Annotated in this window: 21 protein-coding genes and 5 pseudogenes; 7 read left to right on the forward strand and 19 right to left on the reverse strand. The window is 41.6% G+C overall.

The genetic code is table 11. The annotated features are described in order from the left end of the window. Positions 1-127: 127 nt before the first annotated feature. The 11 genes from G7Y90_RS11930 to G7Y90_RS11980 form a co-directional block, all read right to left on the reverse strand. Positions 128-505, reverse strand: coding sequence for a WG repeat-containing protein (locus G7Y90_RS11930; protein ID WP_250162449.1), 378 nt, complete (start codon positions 503-505; stop codon positions 128-130). 37 nt (positions 506-542) lie between these two features. Then, positions 543-800 carry a hypothetical protein gene (locus G7Y90_RS11935; RefSeq protein ID WP_250162450.1) on the reverse strand — a complete coding sequence of 86 codons (258 nt, stop codon included), beginning with the start codon at positions 798-800 and terminating at the stop codon, positions 543-545. Then, entirely contained in the window at positions 757-1,860 is a 1,104-nt protein-coding gene (locus tag G7Y90_RS11940; protein ID WP_250162451.1) for a hypothetical protein, read from the reverse strand. The genes G7Y90_RS11935 and G7Y90_RS11940 overlap by 44 nt, the downstream gene beginning before the upstream one ends. A gap of 278 nt (positions 1,861-2,138) precedes the next feature. Beyond that, entirely contained in the window at positions 2,139-2,726 is a 588-nt protein-coding gene (locus G7Y90_RS11945) for a hypothetical protein (RefSeq protein ID WP_250162452.1), read from the reverse strand. A gap of 197 nt (positions 2,727-2,923) precedes the next feature. Next, positions 2,924-3,133, reverse strand: coding sequence for a hypothetical protein (locus G7Y90_RS11950; RefSeq protein WP_250162453.1), 210 nt, complete (start codon positions 3,131-3,133; stop codon positions 2,924-2,926). 62 nt (positions 3,134-3,195) lie between these two features. Next, positions 3,196-3,429: a hypothetical protein gene (locus G7Y90_RS11955; protein ID WP_250162454.1), complete on the reverse strand. Its 234-nt coding sequence runs from the start codon at positions 3,427-3,429 to the stop codon at positions 3,196-3,198. A gap of 246 nt (positions 3,430-3,675) precedes the next feature. Beyond that, complete coding sequence (locus G7Y90_RS11960) at positions 3,676-3,885, reverse strand: hypothetical protein (RefSeq protein WP_250162455.1); 210 nt, start codon at positions 3,883-3,885, stop codon at positions 3,676-3,678. 10 nt (positions 3,886-3,895) lie between these two features. Further along, on the reverse strand, positions 3,896-4,489 hold the full coding sequence (locus tag G7Y90_RS11965; protein ID WP_250162456.1) for an AAA family ATPase: 594 nt from the start codon (positions 4,487-4,489) through the stop codon (positions 3,896-3,898). A 59-nt stretch (positions 4,490-4,548) separates the two neighbouring features. After that, entirely contained in the window at positions 4,549-5,040 is a 492-nt protein-coding gene (locus tag G7Y90_RS11970; RefSeq protein ID WP_502937435.1) for a leucine-rich repeat domain-containing protein, read from the reverse strand. Further along, positions 5,024-6,061, reverse strand: coding sequence for a leucine-rich repeat domain-containing protein (locus tag G7Y90_RS11975; protein WP_250162458.1), 1,038 nt, complete (start codon positions 6,059-6,061; stop codon positions 5,024-5,026). The genes G7Y90_RS11970 and G7Y90_RS11975 overlap by 17 nt, the downstream gene beginning before the upstream one ends. Continuing rightward, entirely contained in the window at positions 6,061-7,617 is a 1,557-nt protein-coding gene (locus tag G7Y90_RS11980; RefSeq protein ID WP_201560874.1) for an exonuclease SbcCD subunit D C-terminal domain-containing protein, read from the reverse strand. Before G7Y90_RS11980 ends, G7Y90_RS11975 begins: the two co-directional genes overlap by 1 nt. Before the next feature lie 272 nt (positions 7,618-7,889). On the opposite strand from G7Y90_RS11980, the gene G7Y90_RS11985 reads away from it, so the two are divergent. Beyond that, positions 7,890-8,255: a hypothetical protein gene (locus tag G7Y90_RS11985; protein ID WP_250162459.1), complete on the forward strand. Its 366-nt coding sequence runs from the start codon at positions 7,890-7,892 to the stop codon at positions 8,253-8,255. Between the two features lie 25 nt (positions 8,256-8,280). Then, a complete protein-coding gene (locus G7Y90_RS11990; RefSeq protein ID WP_250162460.1) occupies positions 8,281-8,550 on the forward strand; it encodes a DUF4377 domain-containing protein in 270 nt (89 codons plus the stop codon). Positions 8,551-8,647: 97 nt separating this feature from the next. On the opposite strand, the pseudogene cysG reads toward G7Y90_RS11990, so the two are convergent. Beyond that, positions 8,648-10,297, reverse strand: a pseudogene (gene cysG, locus G7Y90_RS11995) (siroheme synthase CysG). Positions 10,298-10,507: 210 nt separating this feature from the next. On the opposite strand from cysG, the gene G7Y90_RS12000 reads away from it, so the two are divergent. Then, positions 10,508-11,470, forward strand: a complete 963-nt coding sequence (locus G7Y90_RS12000; protein WP_250162461.1) for a WG repeat-containing protein — start codon at positions 10,508-10,510, stop codon at positions 11,468-11,470. A 271-nt stretch (positions 11,471-11,741) separates the two neighbouring features. Here G7Y90_RS12000 and yihG read toward each other — a convergent pair whose 3' ends face one another. Further along, positions 11,742-12,704 (reverse strand): 1-acylglycerol-3-phosphate O-acyltransferase, YihG family, encoded by a 963-nt coding sequence (yihG, locus tag G7Y90_RS12005; RefSeq protein WP_250162462.1) that lies wholly within the window; start codon positions 12,702-12,704, stop codon positions 11,742-11,744. Positions 12,705-13,081: 377 nt separating this feature from the next. Here yihG and G7Y90_RS12010 point away from each other — a divergent pair. Further along, positions 13,082-13,899, forward strand: a pseudogene (locus tag G7Y90_RS12010) (DUF817 family protein). 157 nt (positions 13,900-14,056) lie between these two features. Here G7Y90_RS12010 and G7Y90_RS12015 read toward each other — a convergent pair. The 5 genes and pseudogenes from G7Y90_RS12015 to G7Y90_RS18560 form a co-directional block, all read right to left on the reverse strand. After that, positions 14,057-14,269 (reverse strand): adenine nucleotide alpha hydrolase family protein, encoded by a 213-nt coding sequence (locus tag G7Y90_RS12015; protein ID WP_250162463.1) that lies wholly within the window; start codon positions 14,267-14,269, stop codon positions 14,057-14,059. Continuing rightward, on the reverse strand, positions 14,229-14,693 hold the full coding sequence (locus G7Y90_RS12020) for a phosphoadenosine phosphosulfate reductase domain-containing protein (RefSeq protein WP_250162464.1): 465 nt from the start codon (positions 14,691-14,693) through the stop codon (positions 14,229-14,231). The genes G7Y90_RS12015 and G7Y90_RS12020 overlap by 41 nt, the downstream gene beginning before the upstream one ends. Positions 14,694-14,751: 58 nt before the next feature. Further along, positions 14,752-15,036 carry a DUF934 domain-containing protein gene (locus tag G7Y90_RS12025; protein WP_349773425.1) on the reverse strand — a complete coding sequence of 95 codons (285 nt, stop codon included), beginning with the start codon at positions 15,034-15,036 and terminating at the stop codon, positions 14,752-14,754. Continuing rightward, a complete protein-coding gene (locus G7Y90_RS12030) occupies positions 14,988-15,341 on the reverse strand; it encodes a hypothetical protein (protein ID WP_250162465.1) in 354 nt (117 codons plus the stop codon). The genes G7Y90_RS12025 and G7Y90_RS12030 overlap by 49 nt, the downstream gene beginning before the upstream one ends. Next, a pseudogene (locus G7Y90_RS18560) lies at positions 15,334-17,017 on the reverse strand (nitrite/sulfite reductase). The gene G7Y90_RS12030 and the pseudogene G7Y90_RS18560 overlap by 8 nt, the downstream one beginning before the upstream one ends. Positions 17,018-17,360: 343 nt before the next feature. Here G7Y90_RS18560 and sat point away from each other — a divergent pair. Further along, positions 17,361-18,622 (forward strand): annotated as a pseudogene (gene sat, locus G7Y90_RS12045) (sulfate adenylyltransferase). 149 nt (positions 18,623-18,771) lie between these two features. On the opposite strand, the gene G7Y90_RS12050 reads toward sat, so the two are convergent. Further along, entirely contained in the window at positions 18,772-19,263 is a 492-nt protein-coding gene (locus tag G7Y90_RS12050; protein WP_250162467.1) for a hypothetical protein, read from the reverse strand. 495 nt (positions 19,264-19,758) lie between these two features. On the opposite strand from G7Y90_RS12050, the pseudogene G7Y90_RS12055 reads away from it, so the two are divergent. Together G7Y90_RS12055 and G7Y90_RS12060 are read left to right on the forward strand one after the other, a co-directional pair. Beyond that, a pseudogene (locus tag G7Y90_RS12055) lies at positions 19,759-20,822 on the forward strand (sulfate ABC transporter substrate-binding protein). A gap of 250 nt (positions 20,823-21,072) precedes the next feature. Then, positions 21,073-22,167 carry a sulfate ABC transporter substrate-binding protein gene (locus G7Y90_RS12060; protein ID WP_201560866.1) on the forward strand — a complete coding sequence of 365 codons (1,095 nt, stop codon included), beginning with the start codon at positions 21,073-21,075 and terminating at the stop codon, positions 22,165-22,167. Positions 22,168-22,302 lie beyond the last annotated feature (135 nt).

Genomic DNA, 22,302 nt, shown 5'->3' on the forward strand with positions numbered 1-22,302 from the left:
TCAGGATCATAGTGCGCATGCTGGATATGAGCGTTTGCTAACGGATAAACCCACTCGCCATGACGATTGATAATACCTTGTTTGGTATTGCCCTCTGATGACTTAACGCTGACAATAAAGCTGGTCGTTATATCAGTTCAGTTTGAATATCGTCATACTCAAAAGGCACAATTATCTTGCCAGCTGCGTTTACGACACCATATTTTCCGTTTTCTGAGCCAATAAACTTATCCATCAATATATAGCCGTCTGTCAATCCATCGAGAATAACGGTGCCATTTAAATCTTGTAGCTGCTGCGACCCATCTGTTAATTCGACTAACTTGCCAGCAAAGGGTACGTTAGTTTCAATACGCTCAAAATAGCTATTCGGTAAATAACCAGCGCAGCTGATGGTTGCCTGAGCGGTGCCAGTCGCGATAACCAAGACTCCAACTAAAACAACGGGCAGGGCGTTAGCAATCTTTGCGTTACCCACACTCTGTATAACTCTACTTAGCATCATAATAATATCATCATAGTCCTTTCATCTCTTTCACACTTTAAACAGCATCTTTAGTGGTGACTCTACTACAGCCTTGACCACTTATTTCACTATAACCACCTGAGAGCTTCTTCACGTGAATTTGGGTAAAAATGCGTGCTTTCAGCGCTTGCACATGAGAGATGATACCAATGATTTTACCTTCTTGTTGCAAGTTGGTTAAGGTGTCGAGGGCAATATCTAATGACTCCTCATCAAGCGTGCCAAAACCTTCATCCAAAAACAGTGAATCGACCCGCGTATTTTGGCTGGCCATTTGTGATAAGCCAAGCGCTAGAGCGAGACTGGATAATAAACCTTCGCCACCATGGTAGGTTCTTGGTACTACGAATATCACCGCCTTGATAATTATCAATAACGTTGAGCTCTAGCGGATTATTAATATCGGGTGTTAGCAAATAGCGGTCACTCATTTTCTTCAATTGAATATTGGCATGGTCAATCATAATTTTAAAGGTTAAACCTTGTGCAAAATTGCGATATTTTTTACCATCTGCTGAACCGATAAGCTCATACAGCTGCTGCCACACTTGTAAGGCTTCTTTTTGAGCATTTATGGCAATATTTTGCGTTGTTTGCGCCACTTTTTGTTGTTCATTGTCTATTAGTCGCTGCTTAATTGCCCCAATTGCGCCCAATCGCTGCTCATTCTCTAACTTGAGTTCAGTATGCTTACTGGCAAGACTGTCTCGATTCTCATCTGTCAGCTCAGTTAATGCCAAAGATACCTTTTCATCGAATGCATGCTGCGTCTGTTTTAATTGCATGTTGGCATGATTTAAAGCCTGTTCAATAGAGGCGTATTGCTGTTGGAGCGTATCACGTGTCGCTTTCGGCAGACGAGCGTTAAAAAAATCAGTTTCAGTATCGAACTGCGATTGTATTAACACGCTTGAAAACTCACTTTCCTGTGTGCTAAGCGTGATAGAAATCTTACTAAGATCAGTTGATAGTTGTTGGGCACGATTCTGTAGTTGCAACAGCAACTGCTCGTTATTATCTCGTTGCCTTTGTGCTTCTACCTTTTTGGACTTCGCGTTATCAAGTGCTGTATGCAAACGATTGCTTTCTTCATCAGGATCTTTATCAGTGAATTTCTGTGTTCTATCGTCTTGTAATTGCTTAAGCGCTGTTGTTTGTTCTTCGATACTGTTGTTAAGCTTATTAAGCTCAGTATTTTCATTATCCAACTGTACTTGCTTGGCCTCAATTAGAGTGGTTAATTTACTACTTTCCGTTTGTAAGGTTTGGGCGCTGTCTTTTTGAGCATGAAAGTACTGTTTCAGCTGTTTTAAACCCAAACTTAGCTGGCGCAAATGACCAATATATGTATCACTATCCTGTTGATTAACAACTATTTTATCTTGAATGCTATTGTAATATTGATAAAGTATTTTTATTGCAGTAGAATCTGTTATTACACTATGGGTTGAATCATTATCAGATATCTTGCTTAAATGATTTGATATTGATCAGCCGGATAGGTTTCTACCACAGTCGCTACCGCAGCTATTACTGTGGTCAGCTCCACAAAACTTGCCTGTAGCACGCGATCTATGTCGTCTATTCGTTGAGTGTTGAGCCTAATCAGTGGTTATCTTATGATTATCATTATGGTAGTGCTGCTGTTGTTTTTGAGTATTATCAAGCGCTTCGGTCGTCTCAGACAGTGTTTGAGTGAAGCTGTCATATTGGTTAAGCGTACTTTTGATCCTTTCTTTTCTTGGCTCAGTGCTGCTTTAACATCGTTGACGGTAGATAATAAATGGCTAAGCAACTGTGGGTCTGTGCTTATACTGTCGGCAGCATCGCCTAAATACTGAGTAACTGACAGTATTTTATTATTCATATCACTTATAGGCTGAACAATAGTGTTGATAGCAGTGTCAGAATTGATATTATTTTCGATATAGCTATTGATATCGCTACAAAGCGTTTGCGCTTGCATGCGTAATGTGGCGAGTTGATTGCTTTCATTTTGCAGCTGGTTTTGTTTGCCAGCATATTGACTTTGACAATCTGATAATTCGTGCGTCATATTATCTATACGCATATCAATATTAATAATCTGTTGCCGTGTTTGTTCCGTTAATGAGGTCTCATGTTGGCTATTATGACTTTCTAATAGTGGGTGCTGCTGTCCGTAGGGGTGTTCAAGCGCTCCGCATAATGGACATGGCATGCCATCCTGTAACTCGATAATATAATTCTCAAGATTAGCAACTTTCTGTAGTGCTTCAAGATAGTCTTGCTTGTCTTGGCGTTGAGTTTTTTCGCCTTTAATAGCTGATTCATGATTAGTATTATATCTCTAAGCGTATTCAATGCTTGTTGGATATCTGGCACAGCTGCGCTAACAATAGTTTTTCTTCTGAAACGTCAGCCAGTTGCTGGAGTCCAAGGCGTATTGTTCACTGTGATGAGTAAGCGTGTCATATAATCAATATCAGCACGTAGCTCATTTGGTGACTTATCTTCTAATAATGCCGTTTGCTGCTGTTGTAATTCTTTAAGTACTTGTTGTTTTTGCTCAATAAGCTTGTTATCTGCTTCTTGTTGCTGATTGAGAGTCGAAAGTTGTTGTTGCAACTGGCTATTTGAGTGTTGATACGCCTGTTATTGTCACTTGATATTGCTCTGTAGCAATGATTTCATACGAGTGCAATTATTATTAAAGGTAATAATATCGCTATCAATATATTTAGCGCACTACGCTCGCCTAGATAGCTTGCGATACGAGTCAGCTCACTCTTATCTTGCTCTGTTTGATGTATCATTATTTCTTGTGATAAGCGCTGGATACTCGATGATAAGATGTTTTTGCGCTGATTATCAGCGGCTAACGTATGTGTGTGCTGCTGTATTTTGGTATCGATTTTTCGCACGCTATCGATGATGGGCTGGGTATCGCGTAGCTCATTTTCCAGTTGGGATTCAGAGGTATTGGCAACGAAAAGTGGTCGCTTGCTCTAATTGTTGTTTGAGTAGGGATTTTATCAAGTAAATCCTGTTGTTCATTGCTGAGTTGTTTGCTTATATCACGACTGTGCGTCAGTGCTTGAAAAGCGCCTTCAATCTCAAGCGCCTTATTGGCCGCATTTAGACGCAAAGCATTGGGAACAAAGTCTTGCTCATCTTGTGGCGTTGGTCAGTGCGGTGAGATTTTGCGCTAAGCTTTGCTTTAATTTCGCAACGTCATCTAGCCAGCCCAGTTGCTTAGTGATGGTATCAAAGTCTTGCTGCTGCGTTGTTTGTAAGCTTTGCTGCGTTTGTAGTTCTGTTATCAGTTGTGCTTCGTTTTCAGCACTCAATAAGGGTAAGCTATCCACACCAGCTTGCAATTTAGCAAGCTCATGCCTTATCCCGTTTTTTCTCAAAGACATTTTTAGATATTTGCGCATAAATATCAGTGCCAGTTATTTTCTCTAAAATAGCGGCTCTTTCCCATGTATCTGATTTTAAAAAAGCAGCAAAACCACCTTGCGCCAACATAATTGAGCGCGTAAATTGGCTAAAATCCATGCCAATGAGTTCTTTGATAAACGGCGCTGTTTTAGACTTAGCATCCTCTAAGATATCACCTGTTTCAACGTCACTGATCTCATGGATAATAGAGGCAAGCTTGCCTTTGGGTTTTTTATGCGCGCGATGCTGATACCAAAAGCAGCGATAATGCTTACCGCCAATTTCTATAACCACTTCAGCTGAACACTCGCCAGTACCTTGGGTCATCATCTCATTAGATGCACCTGTGATATCACCCAGTCTCGGAGTCTGACTGTATAGCGCTAAGCAAATCGCATCCAAAATGGTAGTCTTGCCAGCGCCAGTATGTCCGGTAATGGCAAAAATACCTTCGCTAATAAAAGCGGGGTCGGTGAAGTCAATAAGCCACTCGCCTTTGAGCGAGTTTAGGTTTTTTAGGCGTAATTCTATTAGGCGCATGGCAGGGTCTTATAAAATTTGGTAGTAAAATTAGGGTGTTTTATTTTTTGTCATCATTATTAAGCAGGGATTCGCTTAAAAGGCTTGATAAAAAAACGGAAAATAAAATTACTTATAGATTTGAATATAGAGGGTTTGTAGTCATCCAAGATGACAATAAGGCTGGGTAACTGAATTAATTTTTGAAAGCTTTTAGGTAGCACTTTAATATTATTGTGTTCAAAATTAAGTACACTGAGGTTAGTTAGCTGGCCAATACTATCTGGAAACTCATTAAGTTGATTGTTGTCTAGTGTCAGTTGCTCTAACTCTATTAAATCACCAATACTATCTGGAAGTTCAGTGAGTTGATTGTTGTCTAGTAAAAGAACTGCTAATTGATGGAGACAGCCTATATTACTAGGCAATGTGGTTATTTGATTGTTTTCGAGTGCTAGAACAGTCAACGTCGATATATTGCCAATACTGTCAGGTAATATGGATATTTTATTACCACTAAGTGTTAATAGACCTACTTGAATGTCATTTGGAAACTCAGTGATTTTTATTATTCAACGACAATCCGTATAACTCAGAAAAATCCCTAAAACTATTGGGTAATCGCTCAATTTGGTTGTTATTTACGCTAAGCAGTGTTACTTGTGTGCATCTTGGAAGTTCAGTGAGCTGATTAAAATCCAGATTAAGCGTGTGTAATTGTGTCAAATTAGAGATATTAGATGTGATACTTGATATCTGATTATTAGGCAGATGAATATTTACTAGTGAAGGAACATTATACAAAGCTTCAGGAAATTGAGTAAGATTGTTATCGCTAGCATTAATGATAGATAGCTCGGTAAGCTTACTAATATCATTAGGTATGTGAGACAGGTTGTTTTCAGAGATTTCAAGATGCTCTAATAGATAAAGCTCAGTAATGATTTCAGGGAATTGACTGAAGCTGTTGTTACCAATACTCAGTAGTGAAAGCTGGGTTAATTTGTTCATACTATCTGGTAATTCTTTGAGTTTATTGTCAGATAGCATCAGCTCGTCCAGCGCGGTGAGATCACCAATGCTATCAGGCAGAGAGGAGAGGTTATTTTCATGTACACTTAGTGTTTTTAGTTGCTGTAGTGCACCAATCCAGCTTGGTAGTTCAAGTAATCCACAATCAGAAGCTTCAAGAACTTCTAGTTTAGTAAGGTTGTAAATACAACTGGGTAAGTGTGTTAACGTATTATTTGCAAAAGCTAACTGAGTTAGTTGTGTCAGGCTAGCTATACTATCAGGCAGATTCTTCAAACTATTAAAATTCAGGTTAAGCTTAGTGAGATTAATAAGGTTGCTAAAATTATCAGGTAAGGTCGTTAAGTTGTTAAGGCTCACATCAAGCGTAGTAAGGTTAATAAGATTGCCAAAACTATCGGGCAGATCATTTATTTGCTTGGACGCCATATTTATTTCTGTGACTTGATCCAATTGTCTGACGCTTCTTGGAATAATGTCTTCTGAAATATTATTTTTAATAGCCCAATCAATAATCGGTTTTAATTTTTCGTACTTTGTATCCCAATTTTGTTCGGTCATTATTCTGCTCTACTGTCTGTATGATGAATGGCATGCAGTATTTGCTCATAAGCGTCGCGTAGGCTCAGCTTCTGCGCGTCTGTTACCTCATTAAGCGTCAGACAGCGTTCAAATACTTCTAACTCATTTAAATCTTGTAAGGTTTCAGAGGCTGACTCTTGATTGAGCACCTTATCATAAGTGGAAAGGTTTTTGATTTTCAGTACCTCACATGGCAAGCCGTCTACTATAGCTTCTATTTGTTCACGCAGATTGGCAACAATGTCATCGCCAGTATAAATAACTTCAAGCCAAGTTGACTCTAACGATGAGCACGACTGCGTCAGCGTATGAATGGTTGTCTCAATGGTTTGCATATCACCTGAGACTTGCGCTAATGACTGAAAACAAGGAATGGGGACAGAGAGGACTTGCATGTCACGGTCAGTGTCGTGATGCAGCAATGTCGAATCTTTACTAGGGTTTTTATCTCTCGTAAGTTGAGGTAATAACTGGTGATTACTACTTAGAGGGTCGTTACTTTCTGATTCTGATAACGATATAACTTCCTCTTTAGAAGTATCTTCAAAGCCAAATAAGTCATCCATAAAGTCGTTATTGCTCTTAGTACTGCTCAAGGTTTTCTTATTTTCCGCAGGAGTAACTTCCGTTTGTAGGTCTGAGCTATTAATAACACTATCATTCATGAATTTTTCATTACCAAACCGTACCAATAATACCTGTTTTTGCTGGCGAGCTTCGCCAAAACCCATGGCAATAGGCGAGCCTGAATAGCGAATATGCTCACGTCCTCCAACGCGCTGCGGCACATGCAAGTGTCCAAGCGCCACATAATCAAAGCACTCATCAAACATATCGGCAGATATTTTACCTAAGTTACCGACATATAAGTCACGTACGCCATCATCTGCTGTTGTACTGCCACCAGCCGCAAATAAATGCCCTGTAGCAATAATAGGAACATTATGAACATGGTGCTCAATAGTCTCAGTAAGCTCATATTGCTTGGCTTTGGCAATGCTAGCCACTTCATCGTAATGAGCACGAATGCCTTTGATGACATTGGCATCTTTGCTATCAGCCGACTCGCCAGCACCACTACTTCTAACATCACGGTCACGTAAATAGGGGACGGCAGTCACGATACAATACGGAATATCGTGCTCGTCATTTAGAACCAACACTTCATCATTTAAGTCTTCACAAGCCATACCAATGACATGTACGTTTAAAAACTTTAATACTTGATTGGGCGCATCTAAAAATGTAGGTGAATCGTGGTTACCTGCCACAACAACGATATGTTGACAGCATGATTTTGAAACTTTTCCTAAAAATTCATAATATAGCGCTTGAGCTCTATTGCTTGGGGTCATGGTGTCAAAGATATCACCAGCAACAATTAATATATCCACTTTTTGCAGGCTAATGGTGTCTTGCAACCAATCTAAAAACGATTCAAATTCGTCATAACGCATTCGTCCATAAAGCCTGCGCCCCAAATGCCAGTCGGAAGTATGAAGGATAGTGAGAGGTTTGGTAGTAGATACAGGCATAATTGAGCTTCATGATGGATAAAAGACATCGATTATTCTAGCAAGAATTGGTGCGATTTGCTTTGTTATAAACTTAACAGTAAAGCAAAGTGGATACGAATGAGTAGTGACATTGAGCCGTAAATGAAACGATGAACGTTTATTAAAAATAATGGCTATTTAAAAAAGCTGATTAACAAAGCGGATTGTTAATAGTATTAAGTAACAAATAAATGGTACTAGAAAAGGTCCATATTTAGTAACATCCAAGCCATTATTAATAAGGGTATGTTATGTCGTTTATCAGATTATGCACATTGGCTTTAATTGCCACTTCCTTTTTGGCTGCTTGTAGCAGTTATGAGCAAGCAAATATGAATAATAAAACCAGTGTGAGTCAAATAAAAGATAGCACCGCGTTTGTCCATTCGATTAAACCGAGTCATTCTGACGCAATCATTGGTCAAGTGACTGAGGTCATCTCGCAAGACAGAGAGCAGCAAAAAGTTACTATCGTCGCTCAGGATGGACAGACGTATACCGCAGAAATCAGTAAAGCCAACTTTGCTCAGAAAAACGCCCATCAAATGCAGAAATTAACCATAGGCGATTATGTTGAAGTGATGGGAGAGCAATCGACATTACAATCAGATAGATAGTAAGCGCCACATTACTGTCCATGCGATGCCTTATGTTTTACGTAAAATCATCGCTGACCATCAAGTAGACTGTGTCGGTGTTGCGCCGCAATCATGTTTACTGACTAAGCCTGCTGAACAAGCTAACGCCGACTGGGAGTATCGATATAGTGGTATAGAAGGTTTTGATTTTGAACCTAATTATGAATACACTTTGCTCATCAAGAATACACCTATTAGCAATCCGCCTGCTGATGCATCATCAATTCATAGCACGCTAATAAAAGTCATTGAGAAACGAAAGACCAAATCTTAATTGTTAAAAACGAATAGCTCATAAAAGATCAATAGCGTTATACTCAAAAGCCCTGCTAATCTACTGGCAGGGCTTTTTGGAAATTTAAAATCATACTTCAACCAATCACTAACTGCTCCAAACCATCATCAGCCGTTGCTAAATTGGCCACCATTGATAACGCATGGGCTTGCTGGCTGGTATGATCTGCCTTTGGTGTAGCCGCTGTGCCACCACGTAGCCAGTTACTAGCTGTAGTGTCACTATTGTTGTTTTTCTGCTGATTTTGCAAATTATACCAAGCCAAATCATGATGGAGTGCGACCACGTCTCCCATAATGAGCAAGGCTGGCGTGGGTAGCTGATTTTTTTCTTGCAACTCAACGATGTCGGCAAGCGTTCCCGTTAATACCTGCTGATTGGGCATACTGGCATTGGAGACGATGGCGATTGGGGTGTCGCTACTGCGCCCTGCATCAATCAAGCCTGTCGTCAAACGCGCCAGCGAATGCAACCCCATATAAAAGACGACTGTTTCATCCGTATTCAAAAAGCTCTTAAAATTGCTATTGGGTGCGCCAGCCTTTAAAAATCCAGTGACAAAACGCACCGACTGCGAATGGTCACGGTGAGTCAATGGAATGCCAGCATAGCTTGCGGCGGCATTGGCAGCGGTAATACCAGGTACGACTTGATAAGGGATACTGTGCGCACGCAAACTCTCAATTTCTTCGCCGCCACGTCCAAAGATGAAGGGATCACCGCCTTTTAGGCGCACCACACGGCGACCTTCTTTTGCGCTATTGACCAACAACTCATTGATGCCCAATTGCGCCACAGCATGATTGCTACGTTTTTGCCAACAAACACTTATCAGCATCACGGCGGCCATAGGTCTAATACTGTGGTGAGACGAGCGCATCATAGTAGACGATATCCGCTTGTTGCATCAAACGCAGCGCTTTAAAAGTGAGCAGCTCTGGGTCACCTGGGCCTGCACCAACGATATAGACTTCGCCTATAGCGTTTTCTGTTTCTATTGGCGCATCTGATATCACGGGAGCAGAGGTTGAAGCGGATTCCGCAACAGTGCTAAGCGCATTATCATCTGCGGTATTTTTGCAGTGATTGCCGCAGTGGTGCTATCTAGATCTAACTTTAATTGCGCAGCTGCTTCCTTTTCATTACCGGCAAACATCAGCTGACTGACTTGACCCTCAAAGGCACGCTCCCAAAACTGTCGACGTCCCGTCAATGTTGGAATTTTGGCTTTGACTTCACTTCGAAACTCGCCAGCCAGCTTGGCCAATTTACCATAACCTTGCGGAATCAAGGTTTCGAGGCGTGCTCGCAATAGACGTGCCAGCACTGGCGCTTTGCCGTTTGACGATATGCCAATCACGATTGGATTGCGATCAACAATCGCGGGGAAGATAAAATCGCACAAATGGGGCGTATCGACTACATTAACTGGAATGTTTAGCTCAGTGGCATCAGCATGTATTTGATGGTTAAGTGTCTCATCGTCAGTGGCAGCAATAATGACGCGCGAGTCTGTCATATAGGTTTTATTATAGTTTTTATAAATCAATTCGTGCTTGCTATCACTTAACAAGGCTTGTATTTCGTGGCTAATGCTTGGTGCAAGGACAATAATACACGCGCCAGCACGGCTGAGCAAATCCGCTTTACGTAGCGCCACATCGCCGCCGCCGACGATAAGTACTTTGCGACCTTCTAATTTAAAAAATAATGGAAAGGTGTTCATAGGATTACCTGTAATTCATTCAATGTAAGGTATGTCGCTATTATGATGTATCACAGGCATACGCTCACGTAGCGAATTGGCATTAGCATATTCGTTTTTGTCATGTTGGTGAGGGTTTTTGGTGTAAAAGGGAATAGATTAGAATGTGCAATCTTAGTCAATATAAGACATAATTTCAGTCTTGAAATTTAAATAGTGAAGATAAGAACCATGATTCTGAACAATAATCGCAGAAAACCAATAACATATTCTTTTGCTATATTTGGATTATCCTTTGGTTTGATGCTAAATGGTCAAGCCGCAACCAATTTAGAGTCTAAATTAGAGAAAGACGATACAAAGGAAATGGTTTATGAGAGCGATAATGATTTTTATGAAGGGATGGCAAGAATAGAGCAAGATGATAAATATGGTTTTATTGATAAGAATAATAAGATAGTCATTCCAGTTAAGTATGACGATGCCAATGCTTTTTTTAAAGGATTATCGCGAGTCAGCCTGAATGGTAAGTGGGGCTTAATTAACAAAATGAATGAACAAATAATCCCCATAGAATATGATGAAGTGAGTCCCAGCTTTGAATTTAATCTAATAGCCGTCAGTAAAGGTGGGAAATGGGGTTACGTCAATAAAAAAAATAAAGTCGTTATTCCTATAATATATGATGAAGTAGGTGGGTTTTCAGAGGGATTGGTTAGCGTACAAAAGGATGATAAGTGGGGCTTTATGAATGATAAAGGCAAGCTAGTCATACCGATAGAATACGATAATGTAAATTATTTAATAGAAGGTTTGGTTGCTGTTGCTAAAGATGACAAGTGGGGTTTCTTTAACAATAAGGGTGAGCAAATTATTTCTTTACAATATGATTACGCCAGTAGCTTTCAAGAAGGTCTAGCGCCAGTCAAGCTTCACAAAAAATACGGATATATCAATAAACTAGGTGAAGGAATTATTGACTTTTCTTATGATTCCGCTGGTAAGTTTTCTGACGGCTTAGCATTGGTTAATAATGCTTATAAAACAACGTACGAGGTCGGTACAGTCGAAAGATATAAAATGGGATTTATTGATAAAAAAGGCAATATCGTCATTCCTTTAATTTATAATTTGAGTGACAAGTTCTCTGAAGGTCTGGTTGCAGTTCAAAAAATGGTAAAGGTGGTTATCTAAATAAAGCAGGACAGACAGTCATTCCTTGATTATGATCAAGTTGACTCCTTCCTTGACGGCAAAGCTTATGTTTATAAAGATGGCGAAGGCTACTATATCGATAAACGAGGACAGCGACTGCATTGATTTAGCTCTTATAACTATTTATTTACAGAAAAATTTGGAGCTAAGCTAAAGTCTGATCTTGTGATGAACTTGACCTATCACGTAAGGCATTTGATTTACGTGATAGGCGTAAGAATATCAAACATCTTTAACCGGATGCCAAAACCTATTCAAACTCACTCAGCATCTTAGTCATACGGGCATCTTTTTGTTGCCAGATATCCTCTAACCAGTCAAACATCATTTTTTTGGTGGTTTCATCACGGTCATAGCCGCCGTCCATGATGGCAGCAAATAATTCGTCTGGTATCTTTAAGCGAGTCACATCGACGCCCAAACGGCGAATATTGCCTTTCCATAAATCATCATAGTCAGGCGCGCCGTCTGGGTAGACAATGGTCACGTCTAAGATAGAATCCAACTCAGTGCCTAACGCATTAATTGCTAATGACAAACCGCCAGCCCGTGGTTTTAACAAATGCTGATAAGGGGATTTTTGTTGGTCATGTTTTTCTTTAGTAAAGCGCGTCCCTTCCAAATAGTTTAATAGCGCGAAAGGTTTGTCCTTTAATTGACGACAAGCACGCTTAGCCTCAAGCAGGTTTTGTTTTTTAAGCTCTGGATTCTTGGCCATCGCTTTGGCAGAAAAGCGCTTCATCATCGGAAAGTCTAAGAAATAAAAGGCTTGACCGATAACAGGAATATAAATCAGATTAAACTTGGTAAAAAACCGTGTCAGAGGCAGCGTATCTTGGCTGATATATTGCACAATGCTGGTGTCAACCCACGATTGATGGTTGCTTACCAATAGATACTGCTTGTCTTCGCTCAGGTCGTCAGGCAGGTTAATGCGCCAGTCTTTATGAGGTAGGGCATGATCAATGACGGCGTTATTACTATTAATCCAGTATTTGGTAATCGCAATCAGCGCATCATCCGCAGCTTTTGCTCCTGTCAATACTTTTGCCGCTCCCAAAGTCCAGATGGGCAGACCCACCATCGCACTATTGGCAGTAAGAACACTCGTACCAGTTAAAAAAGAGGCGGTCTTGCCTACCGCTGGTAGCTTATCGTGCAGTTTTTCATAGAGTGAATCGATTTTTTTATAAAAGACATAATAAATATCCATATTGATGAGCGCGAGTGCCTATAAGGAAATAAAAAAGGATGAGTAACTTTGTCCATGATGCGGCTTTATAGCGTCGGTTTAATGCCGAGCAGCCACTGAGGCAAGCCATAGAATACCGCAATGTTAGACAATAAAACGTTCAAGAAACGTTAATTATTCAAATGCTGACTTCTTTATACAGATAGAGATATTCAAAAATAATAGAAAATTGTCTATTAAGCGGAGTATTTGCTATAGTTTGGCGGCCTCTAATGAATACTTTATATAATAAGCTATTGTGAGGAAGAGTAAGATGTATGTCATGGTTCACCATAGCGTATTAAGCGAGCTGTTAAAGCAATAAACGGTAGTCAATATGATTGTAGTGCTAATCTAAGGTGTTGAACATTATTCCGCGTGGCGCCGTGCTAAGTTTAGCGTCTGCTTTGTTTGGCATCCTTTTATTATTGGCTTTTGTACTGACTCATCAAATAAGCTGGTCGGTTCTGGCGGCATCTATCGCTACGATCTCTTGTTGGGATACGCTTTAATTATTCAAGTCTTTTTGGTTTATTTCAAGTTAGAGACACCGCGTGAGGTATGGGTCATTGCTATTTTTCATATCATGGCCATGGCAATGGAGCTGTTTTTAACCCATCCCAAAATTGGTTCTTGGTACTATCCTGAACCATCCATTTTTAGAATTGCCACTGTGCCACTTTTTGCCGGTTTTATGTATTCGGCCGTAGGTAGTTTTTTAGCGCGTGGCTTAAGATTGTTTAATGCCTCTTTTACCGACTTGCCACGTTTACTATGGGTGAGTGTATTGGTTATTTTTTCTTATGCCAACTTCTTCACTAAGTTTTTTGTCCCTGATATTCGCAATATATTGTTCATCGCTTCAGTAGTTTTATTTTGGAAAACCAGAGTGTTTTTTCAAATCCATCACAAAAATAATCTTCAATTGCGTGATACCAAGCAATATCAATGTCCATTTTTACCATTACTGTTGTTCCTCGCTTTTTTGGTTTGGTTGGCAGAAAATATTGCTACTTTTACCAATATTTGGCGTTATCCGTCACAAGCGAATGTATGGCATATGGTAGGTTGGGGTAAGCTGGGCTCTTGGTACTTATTACTGATGTTAAGTCTAGTGTTGGTTTTGGCAGTCATGGGTAAAAGGGATGAGAAAGGCGGTTGGCAGTTAGCTCGATAATTTTGATACTTGCGTGTGTTCTCATTGTTTTGGCAGTAGCGCTAGCGCTTGGATTATAGATTCAAATTTTGTGGGACTGAATATTGAATCGAATATGAAAATAAAAAAGCCCTCTTAAATCATAAGAGGGCTTTTACTTTATGGATTGCTGCTAAAATTACAACTGCGTATGCAAACCACACTCACGGCTTTCTTCTACTTTCGTCGGATCAAAGTAATCAAATTCATTCGGTAAGTTATGCTCTTCGAGATAAACATCTAAATCGGCGTCAGTGTTTTCAAACAATGGTGCTACTTTTAACACGCCATCTTTTGATAGGCTAAGTACATCAAGACCTTGACGGAATTCCGTTTTCTTTACGAATGGCATTGAACCACACGTCAGGCTTTAGCTCATCTAGCGCGCGGCGGAATGGCTCAAGTTTCACTTGTTCAGTGAACTCGCCATGTTGCGGGTTGTCAATGCCTGGGATGCCATTCATGGTGGCGTCACGATGGGCAGCGGTTTGTTTTGGAATATACGTCACGACGTTGAGATCAAGATCACGAATCAATTTGTTGGCAAACTGATAGGTCGCATCGGTGTTATAGCCTGAATCTACCCATAATACGGTGATGTCAGGGCGCTGCTTGGCAACCAAATGCAAGATCGCTGACTCATAAGGACGGAAGTTGGTGGTGATGATTGGGTTTTTGGCTTGCGTCAATGCCCACTCAACGATTTGCTCAGGTGATTTACCTTGCAAATCTTGGTTTGCTTGGTCGATATCTAGGTTTGGGTGTAATTGGCTCATAATACATTCCTTAATAATTGTTAATATAAAAATAGCGATTTGATAGTGAATAATAAAATCAGTTTTTTGAGAACATCGGTAATGCTGAAGCGTCTCGACCATCATAGCTACTGGCTAGGGCAGTGAAGGCTTGGCTAATATCAGATTTAGCATCATGCTCATTGAGTACAAAGCTAGTAGCACCAGCGCGCAGCAAATAAGCGATTTGATCACGACCAAACGCGCCTGCCATGCGAATATCACCTTCATAACCAAGCTGACGCAGGGTCTGTGCAAAACTAAAACCGCGACCGTCTACAAACTTGGGACATGAATGACGATCAAGTCTTGCGTCAATAAAAATTCTTTTACATCAGGCAGATCATCAGCATCGGTGTTGGATGTGATCCACACACCCAATCGGCTGCTGTGCTGCTTGAGGATATCCAATACTTGCGCGAGCAAACCGTTTGCCAGTTTGCCATCAGCATTTAATAAATCTGCTAGTGGGACAAGTACATCAACTTTTTCTTGTTTGTGTAACAGCTCAAGTAAGGTCAGGTTTGATAACGCGATACCGTCAGGCAGCTGCGCTGTCGCTAGCGCTTGCCAAGTATCTTCGCCACTGATGTCTGCGCCATGGCTATCAAGCACATGATGATTAGCCATAGACCTTCTCCTTAAAGGGGGCGATACCAACGCGGTCAATCACGTCACCAAAACCCTCAACATCTTGTTCGTTAGTGCCGCGTATATCGAGATACACATCTAAAATGGTTTGTAGCGTGCTGGCCACATCATCCGCTGGCACCGCTTTTCCTAAGATTTTGCCCAATTTGGCGTCATTACTAGAGTTACCGCCAAGGCTAATCTGATACCAGTGCTCGCCTTTTTTGTCCACACCCAAGATGCCGATATCACCTGTGTGATGATGGGCGCAAGCATTCATGCAGCCTGACATGTTTAGGCGAATATCACCAAGATCATACAAGTAATCTAAATCATCAAACTGCTTTTCGATTTGTTCAGCGATGTTATGCGTCGTTGCATTGGCAAGCGAGCAGTAGTCCCAACCTGGGCAGACAATCATGTCAGTTAAGGTGTTGATATTGGCACGCGCTAAATGCAATTCTGCTAGCTGCTGCCACAATTCATAAAGCTCATTGGTTTGCACATCAGCGAATACCAGATTTTGCTGATACGTACCGCGCAATTCACCAAAGCTATAACGATCAGACAAATCGGCAAGCGCATCCATTTGCGCATCACTCAAGTCACCTGATGGCACATAACGACCGTCCACCAGTCCGGCTTTTAAAGAGATCACTACCGCACGGTAACCGTCCACCTTATGTGCCACGGTTTTTGCTTATACCAATCAGCGAAATCTTTATTGTCTGCCAATTGTGCTTGCAACTCTGATTGTACTGCGAGCGCATCAAATGACTGATAATCAGGCATGCTAAAGTAGCTAGCAGCGGTGTCAAAATTCTCTTCAGTCAAGGTAAGCGGGCCATCTTTAGTATGTGCTTCCCACTCAGCCTCCACCAATTTGCCAAACTGATCGCCACCTAAGCTATCAACCAAAATTTAATACGGGCTTTGTACTTGTTATCACGGCGACCATGCAAGTTATAAACGCGCAAAACGGCATCGAGATAGCTGAGTAAATGCTCACGAGGTAAAAACTTGCGAATCGTTTTGCCGATAATAGGGGTACGCCCGAGGCCACCACCAACGATCACTTCAAAGCCAAGCTCGCCTGCGTCATTGGTAACGACGTGCAGACCCACATCATGGACTTGCGTCGCAGCTCGATCCGCTTCGGTACCGATGACTGCAATTTTAAATTTACGTGGTAAAAAGGCAAACTCAGGGTGGAAGGTTGACCACTGACGGATAATCTCACAATAAGGGCGTGGGTCAGCAATTTCTTCTTTATGGATACCCGCATAAGGATCCGTTGTCGTATTACGGATACAGTTACCTGAGGTTTGGATGGCATGCATCTGTACTGTCGCAAGCTCAGCCAAAATGTCTGGCACTTCTTCTAGTTTTGGCCAGTTCAGCTGAATATTGGTACGGGTGGTCATGTGCCCATAGCCTTTATCATACTTACGGGTAATCTCAGCCAATTTTCGCAATTGGTAGCTGGCAAGTAGCCCGTAAGGAATAGCGATACGCAACATCGGTGCATAACGCTGAATATAAAGGCCGTTTTGTAATCGCAGCGGCAAAAACTGCTCTTCTGGCAGCTCACCTGCCAAAAATCGCTCGGTTTGGTCGCGAAATTGGGCAACTCGTTCCTCTACCAAAGTCTGGTCAGCGTAATTATATTGATACATGACGTAATCTCAGTTTTGTTTTTAATCTTAAAATCAGCGACGAAAATGATTTGCGTGTGTAATAGGTTTTATTGCCGTTCGCAATGTAAATAATTCAGCTATACATCATATAAGCTTGTAGCCAGAAACATAAATTCCTTTCAGACATATCCATATCCAAACACAGCATAAATTTTCATAACGAAAGTTAGGTAGCCTATGCGTATCAAATTTAATGCCCAGTCGCTAGTACGCTACTTATTATCTAGCGACGGCTTTCTTCTCAGTTTTGTACATTTAATCGCTTTTGCATTTTTGCTCATCTCTTCCAACCATTCTTTTTATAAGAGGTTTTAATAACTATATGTCTCAAACTCAAAGCCAAACCCAATCACAATTCAAATCAAAGCTGGTTCCACCACATGGTAGTGCAGAGCTTAAGCCACTATATTAAACGGTGCAGCACGTGATCAAGCATTAGAGCTTGCCAGCACATTGCCGACCATCACTCTAAGCTCACGTGAGCGTGGTGATTTAATCATGTTCGGTATTGGTGGTTTTACTCCGTTAAATGGTTTTATGAATCAAGCGGACTGGCAGGGCGTGGTAGACAACATGCGTCTGCAAAGCGGTGAAAACGCTGGCTTGTTTTGGCCAATTCCTATCACTTTGTCTGCGCCAAAAGAGACTGCGGATAATTTGAGTCAAGGCGACAAAGTAGCCTTGGTCGCTCAAGATGGCGAAGTCATGGGTATCTTGACGGTAGAAGAGACTTATACCATCGATAAAGAGCATGAGTGTCAGCAAGTATTTACGACCACGGATTCAGAGCATCCAGGCGTACAACAAGTATTAAACCAAGAAGCCGTCAATATTGCCGGTAGTGTTGAAGTACTTAGCGAAGGTGAGTTCCCAACGTTATATCCAGAAATCTACAAAACGCCAGCAGAAACGCGCGCAATTTTGGATGCTAAAGGCTGGAAAACAGTGGCGGCATTCCAAACGCGTAATCCAATGCACCGCTCACATGAATATCTGGCCAAGATTGCGATTGAAATCTGTGATGGTGTATTGATTCATTCATTATTAGGGGCATTGAAACCTGGCGATATCCCAGCAGAAGTTCGTCAAGAAGCCATCAAAACCTTGATCGACAACTACTTTAGACAAGATACCGTTATCCAAGCAGGCTATCCGTTGGATATGCGCTATGCTGGCCCACGTGAGGCATTATTACATGCGCTATTCCGTCAAAACTATGGCTGTAGCCATCTGATTGTCGGTCGTGACCATGCGGGTGTCGGCGATTACTACGGTGCGTTTGATGCGCAAACTATTTTTGAACACGTTGGTAAAGACGACCTTATCACCCAACCGCTCAAAATTGGCTGGACGTTCTGGTGTAACGCTTGTAACGCGATGGCATCAGACAAAACTTGCCCGCATGACGCCTCTGAGCACGTTAAAGTGTCAGGTACTAAGCTGCGTAAAGCGCTATCAGAAGACGAAGATGTACCAGATAACTTTAGCCGTCCAGAAATACTACAAATTTTGCGTGACTACTATGCCGGCATTGCAAAAGAAGAGCGTGCTGAAGTTAAATTAACGGGTGCATCTGCGGTATAAGGGCAGATCATCAGTATAAATAACCCGTACTAAGCCAGTCATAAAAAGGTGTCAGACTTATTGTCTGGCACCTTTTTGTTTTTATCACTACTTTTGAAATGAAAAACACGTCCTAACACATGCTAGCGATGACTATTAAATCTCCAAACCTACTGCCAGCTTTTTATATTCTCCAGCAAGCGAGCCTCCACCTGAGCAAAATAGTTCAGTGCATACTTGTCTGGGCTGTCGATGATGAGGGTGTCATCCTTAAATTGAAAAAAAGCCGTGCTGTCATTTACCTTTGACTGAAAAATCATACCATGAGCAGTATCTTGCCCCATGAATGTCGCTTTACCATCGAAGTGACAAGTAGGTTTTTTGATATCGCTGCGTGAGCGAACTCTAATGTCAATCTGTCGATCACCATCTGCTCGTACCATCACGCCAACCCAATCATAGCCTTGCGCGCGCTTTTCATAACCTTCATCAGCATAATCTCCAACGACTGCTTGCACAGCTGGCATGACATCGGTTATCGGTTGTTTTATAGCTTGGTGATTCACGCTAGGTGTCACGTTATTACAGCCACTTAAGGCAAACAGAGCCGCCGATGTGGTGAAAAATACTGAAAAAAAGCGTGAGTGACGAGGTGGAGACATGATCATTTAAGTACCTTTGATAAAGGAGTGTAAGAGGAATGGTCGTTATCTAAACGCAACGCCTAACAGCATGGCTGTAAGGATATTAGTTGACCACTACAAGAGATAGTATCGTTTACATAAAGGCTCGTCTATATAGTAAGCAATACCATTACTTACTCAAAAGTGTCTGCTCATCACTATAGCGCAAAATACTTAGAAAAAATAAGCCTTGTAAAATAATTAATAAAATGACTTATGCCAAGTTAATCACTCGATAAGCGCATTTGTCACTAAGCATTTGACTCACATGCTGTTAGCATGTTTCTCATTATCCATAGAACCGCATCCAAAGAATTATGAGCATTAATAAGATTGTTAATGCTGTGGAAAACGCTTCTATTATCAACATTATCGAGAGCACCCATGCAACCAGATAACAAAAGTATTCAGCAAATATCTCAAAAGAGTCATTTTGCTAACCTGCATACCCTTATTGAGGATAAAAAGACGCCAATGCCGCTAGCCAATATCAGTGTTAAAGTTGGTAGCGTACTAGCCTTTGCCATGCTAATGACAGGCTGTAATCCTACCGAAGCCACTCAACAAGACGGCTCGAACGCGACAGGTGATGCAAAAAATATCAGTTAAATGTCTCTTATGATGTATCACGCGATTTTTATAAAGATTATAACGCTTTATTTAGCGCAGATTATCAACAAAAGCATTCAGACAGTCAGGTCAATATCAACCAATCACATGGTGGGTCAAGCAAACAAGCATTGTCGGTTGCCAATGGTCTGCAAGCAGATGTAGTCACTTTAAACCAAGAAAGTGATATGAATCTGTTGGTGAAAAAAGGCTTGGTCACAGCTGATTGGCAGCAAGCGTTCCCGAACAATGCGGTGCCTTATACCAGTATCATGGTGTTATTGGTGCGCGATGGTAACCCCAAAAACATCAAAGACTGGTCGGACTTGGCGCGTAACGATATCGACGTAGTGATACCAAACCCGAAAACCAGTGGCACCGCGCGTTATGCGTTTTTGGGTGCTTATGGTTACGGATTACATCAATTTAAAGAAACGATGCAAAGTCCTGCCAAAACGGATGATTTTATCAAAAAGCTACTGGCAAACGTGGTCACTTATGACAATGGCGCACGCGCCGCAACGACCAGCTTTACTCAGCGCGGGCTGGGCGATGTGCTCATCACGACCGAAAATGAAGCGCATTTAGCCGCCAAGCAATTTGCCAAAGGACAGGTCAATATCATTTATCCCAGTTATTCTATTGTGATTGCGAACCCAGTGGCGGTCGTAACAGCCGTCACTGACAAAGACGGCAAGACGGCAGCGGCGAATGCTTACTTAAAAGGCTTATGGGACACCCCAGCACAAGAGCTGATGGCAGAGATGTATATGCGTCCAAGTAACCCACAAGTGCTGGCAGCTCACAAAGCAACTTTGCCTGATATTGAGACTTTTGAGCCGGTAGCAGTGTTTGGTTATTGGGAGCAGATCATGAGCACTTTCTTTGTCGATGGTGGGCGTTTTGATCAGCTGGCAAGAGTGAAGTAGGGAGCCGTTTATCAAGAGATTGTCAATGGCCTGATACATACTCAAAGTGCTCAATTTGTATGAGCCAGAGCGGGTAGTTAGTAGTGTGTCAGCGTTATGTATTAACGATACTATTTAAGTGATTGATAACCTTGTATTTATCCCTTTGTTATTCCATTTTGGCAATAACATACGCATATTCATCATTAAACATAATAAGATGGCACTGTTAGCATACTTGCATTACTTAACAGATACCTTTGAGGGATTTATGACATACGCTTTGCACTATCAACAAAAAAGTAAAAAACGTAACGTCTTGAGCATTGCAGGCGTTGCATTAACCTTGGGGCTGGCTGGCTGTAGCAATAGCGAGACAGAGACGACTGCTAATGCAGATGGCACCGCTGCCACAGAAGGTCAAAATATTGAGCTACTGAACGTCTCATATGATGTGGCACGTGACTTTTATAAAGACTACAACCCATTATTCGTTGAGCATTATAAAGCGGAAAATCCAAACAGCAATATTCTAATCAAGCAGTCACATGGTGGCTCAAGCAAACAAGCGCTGTCGGTTGCCAATGGTCTGCAAGCAGATGTCGCTACCATGAACCAAGGCTCTGATATTGAGTTACTTGAGAAAAAGGGTTTGGTTGAGTCAGATTGGGAAAGTAAATTCCCAGACAATGCCGTTCCTTTTACCAGCACCATCGTATTCCTAGTCCGTAAAGACAATCCAAAAGGTATCAATGACTGGGAAGATTTGACCAAAGAAGGCGTTGAGATCGTCATGGCAAATCCAAAAGTGACCGGTAATGGTCGTTATGCGTTCTTGGGCGCTTATGGTTATGGCTTACATGCTTTTGATAAAAACGAGACCAATGCCAAAAACTACGTGAAAGACATGCTCAAAAACGTCAAAGTTTATGAAAATGGCGGGCGCGCCGCGACCACCACTTTCGTTCAACGTGGTATTGGTGATGTCCTAGTGACTTTTGAAAATGAAGCCAACCTTGCCGCCACTGATTTCGGTGCGGGTAAAGTAGATATCGTTTATCCTAAATACTCTATTAAATCAGAAAGCCCTGTTGCGATTGTCAAGTCAGTGACAGATAAAAAAGGCACAACGGATGCCGCAAAAGCTTATCTTGACTACTTATGGAGCGAGCCTGCCCAGCAGCTAGCAGCCAATCTATACTTGCGTCCTAGCGTCAAAAGCGTCCTTGATAAAAATGGTGATAAATTACCACCAATCGAAACCTTCCGTCCAAATGATGCCTTTGGCACGTGGGATGAAATCATGGGTACCTACTTCAGCGATGGCGGTGTATTCGACCAGCTCGCCATTAACGCACCGCAGTAATCACTTGCTAAGTGCATAAGAGAAGCTACTGCGCTAGCAAATGCAGTCAGTCACACCGTTAGTCATGCAGAACCTTATAAAGGACATGGTCATATACGCTATGTCCTTTATACCGTAAGCACACTAATAACTACC

This window comes from Psychrobacter sp. WY6 (assembly GCF_018448495.1).
GTDB lineage: Bacteria > Pseudomonadota > Gammaproteobacteria > Pseudomonadales > Moraxellaceae > Psychrobacter.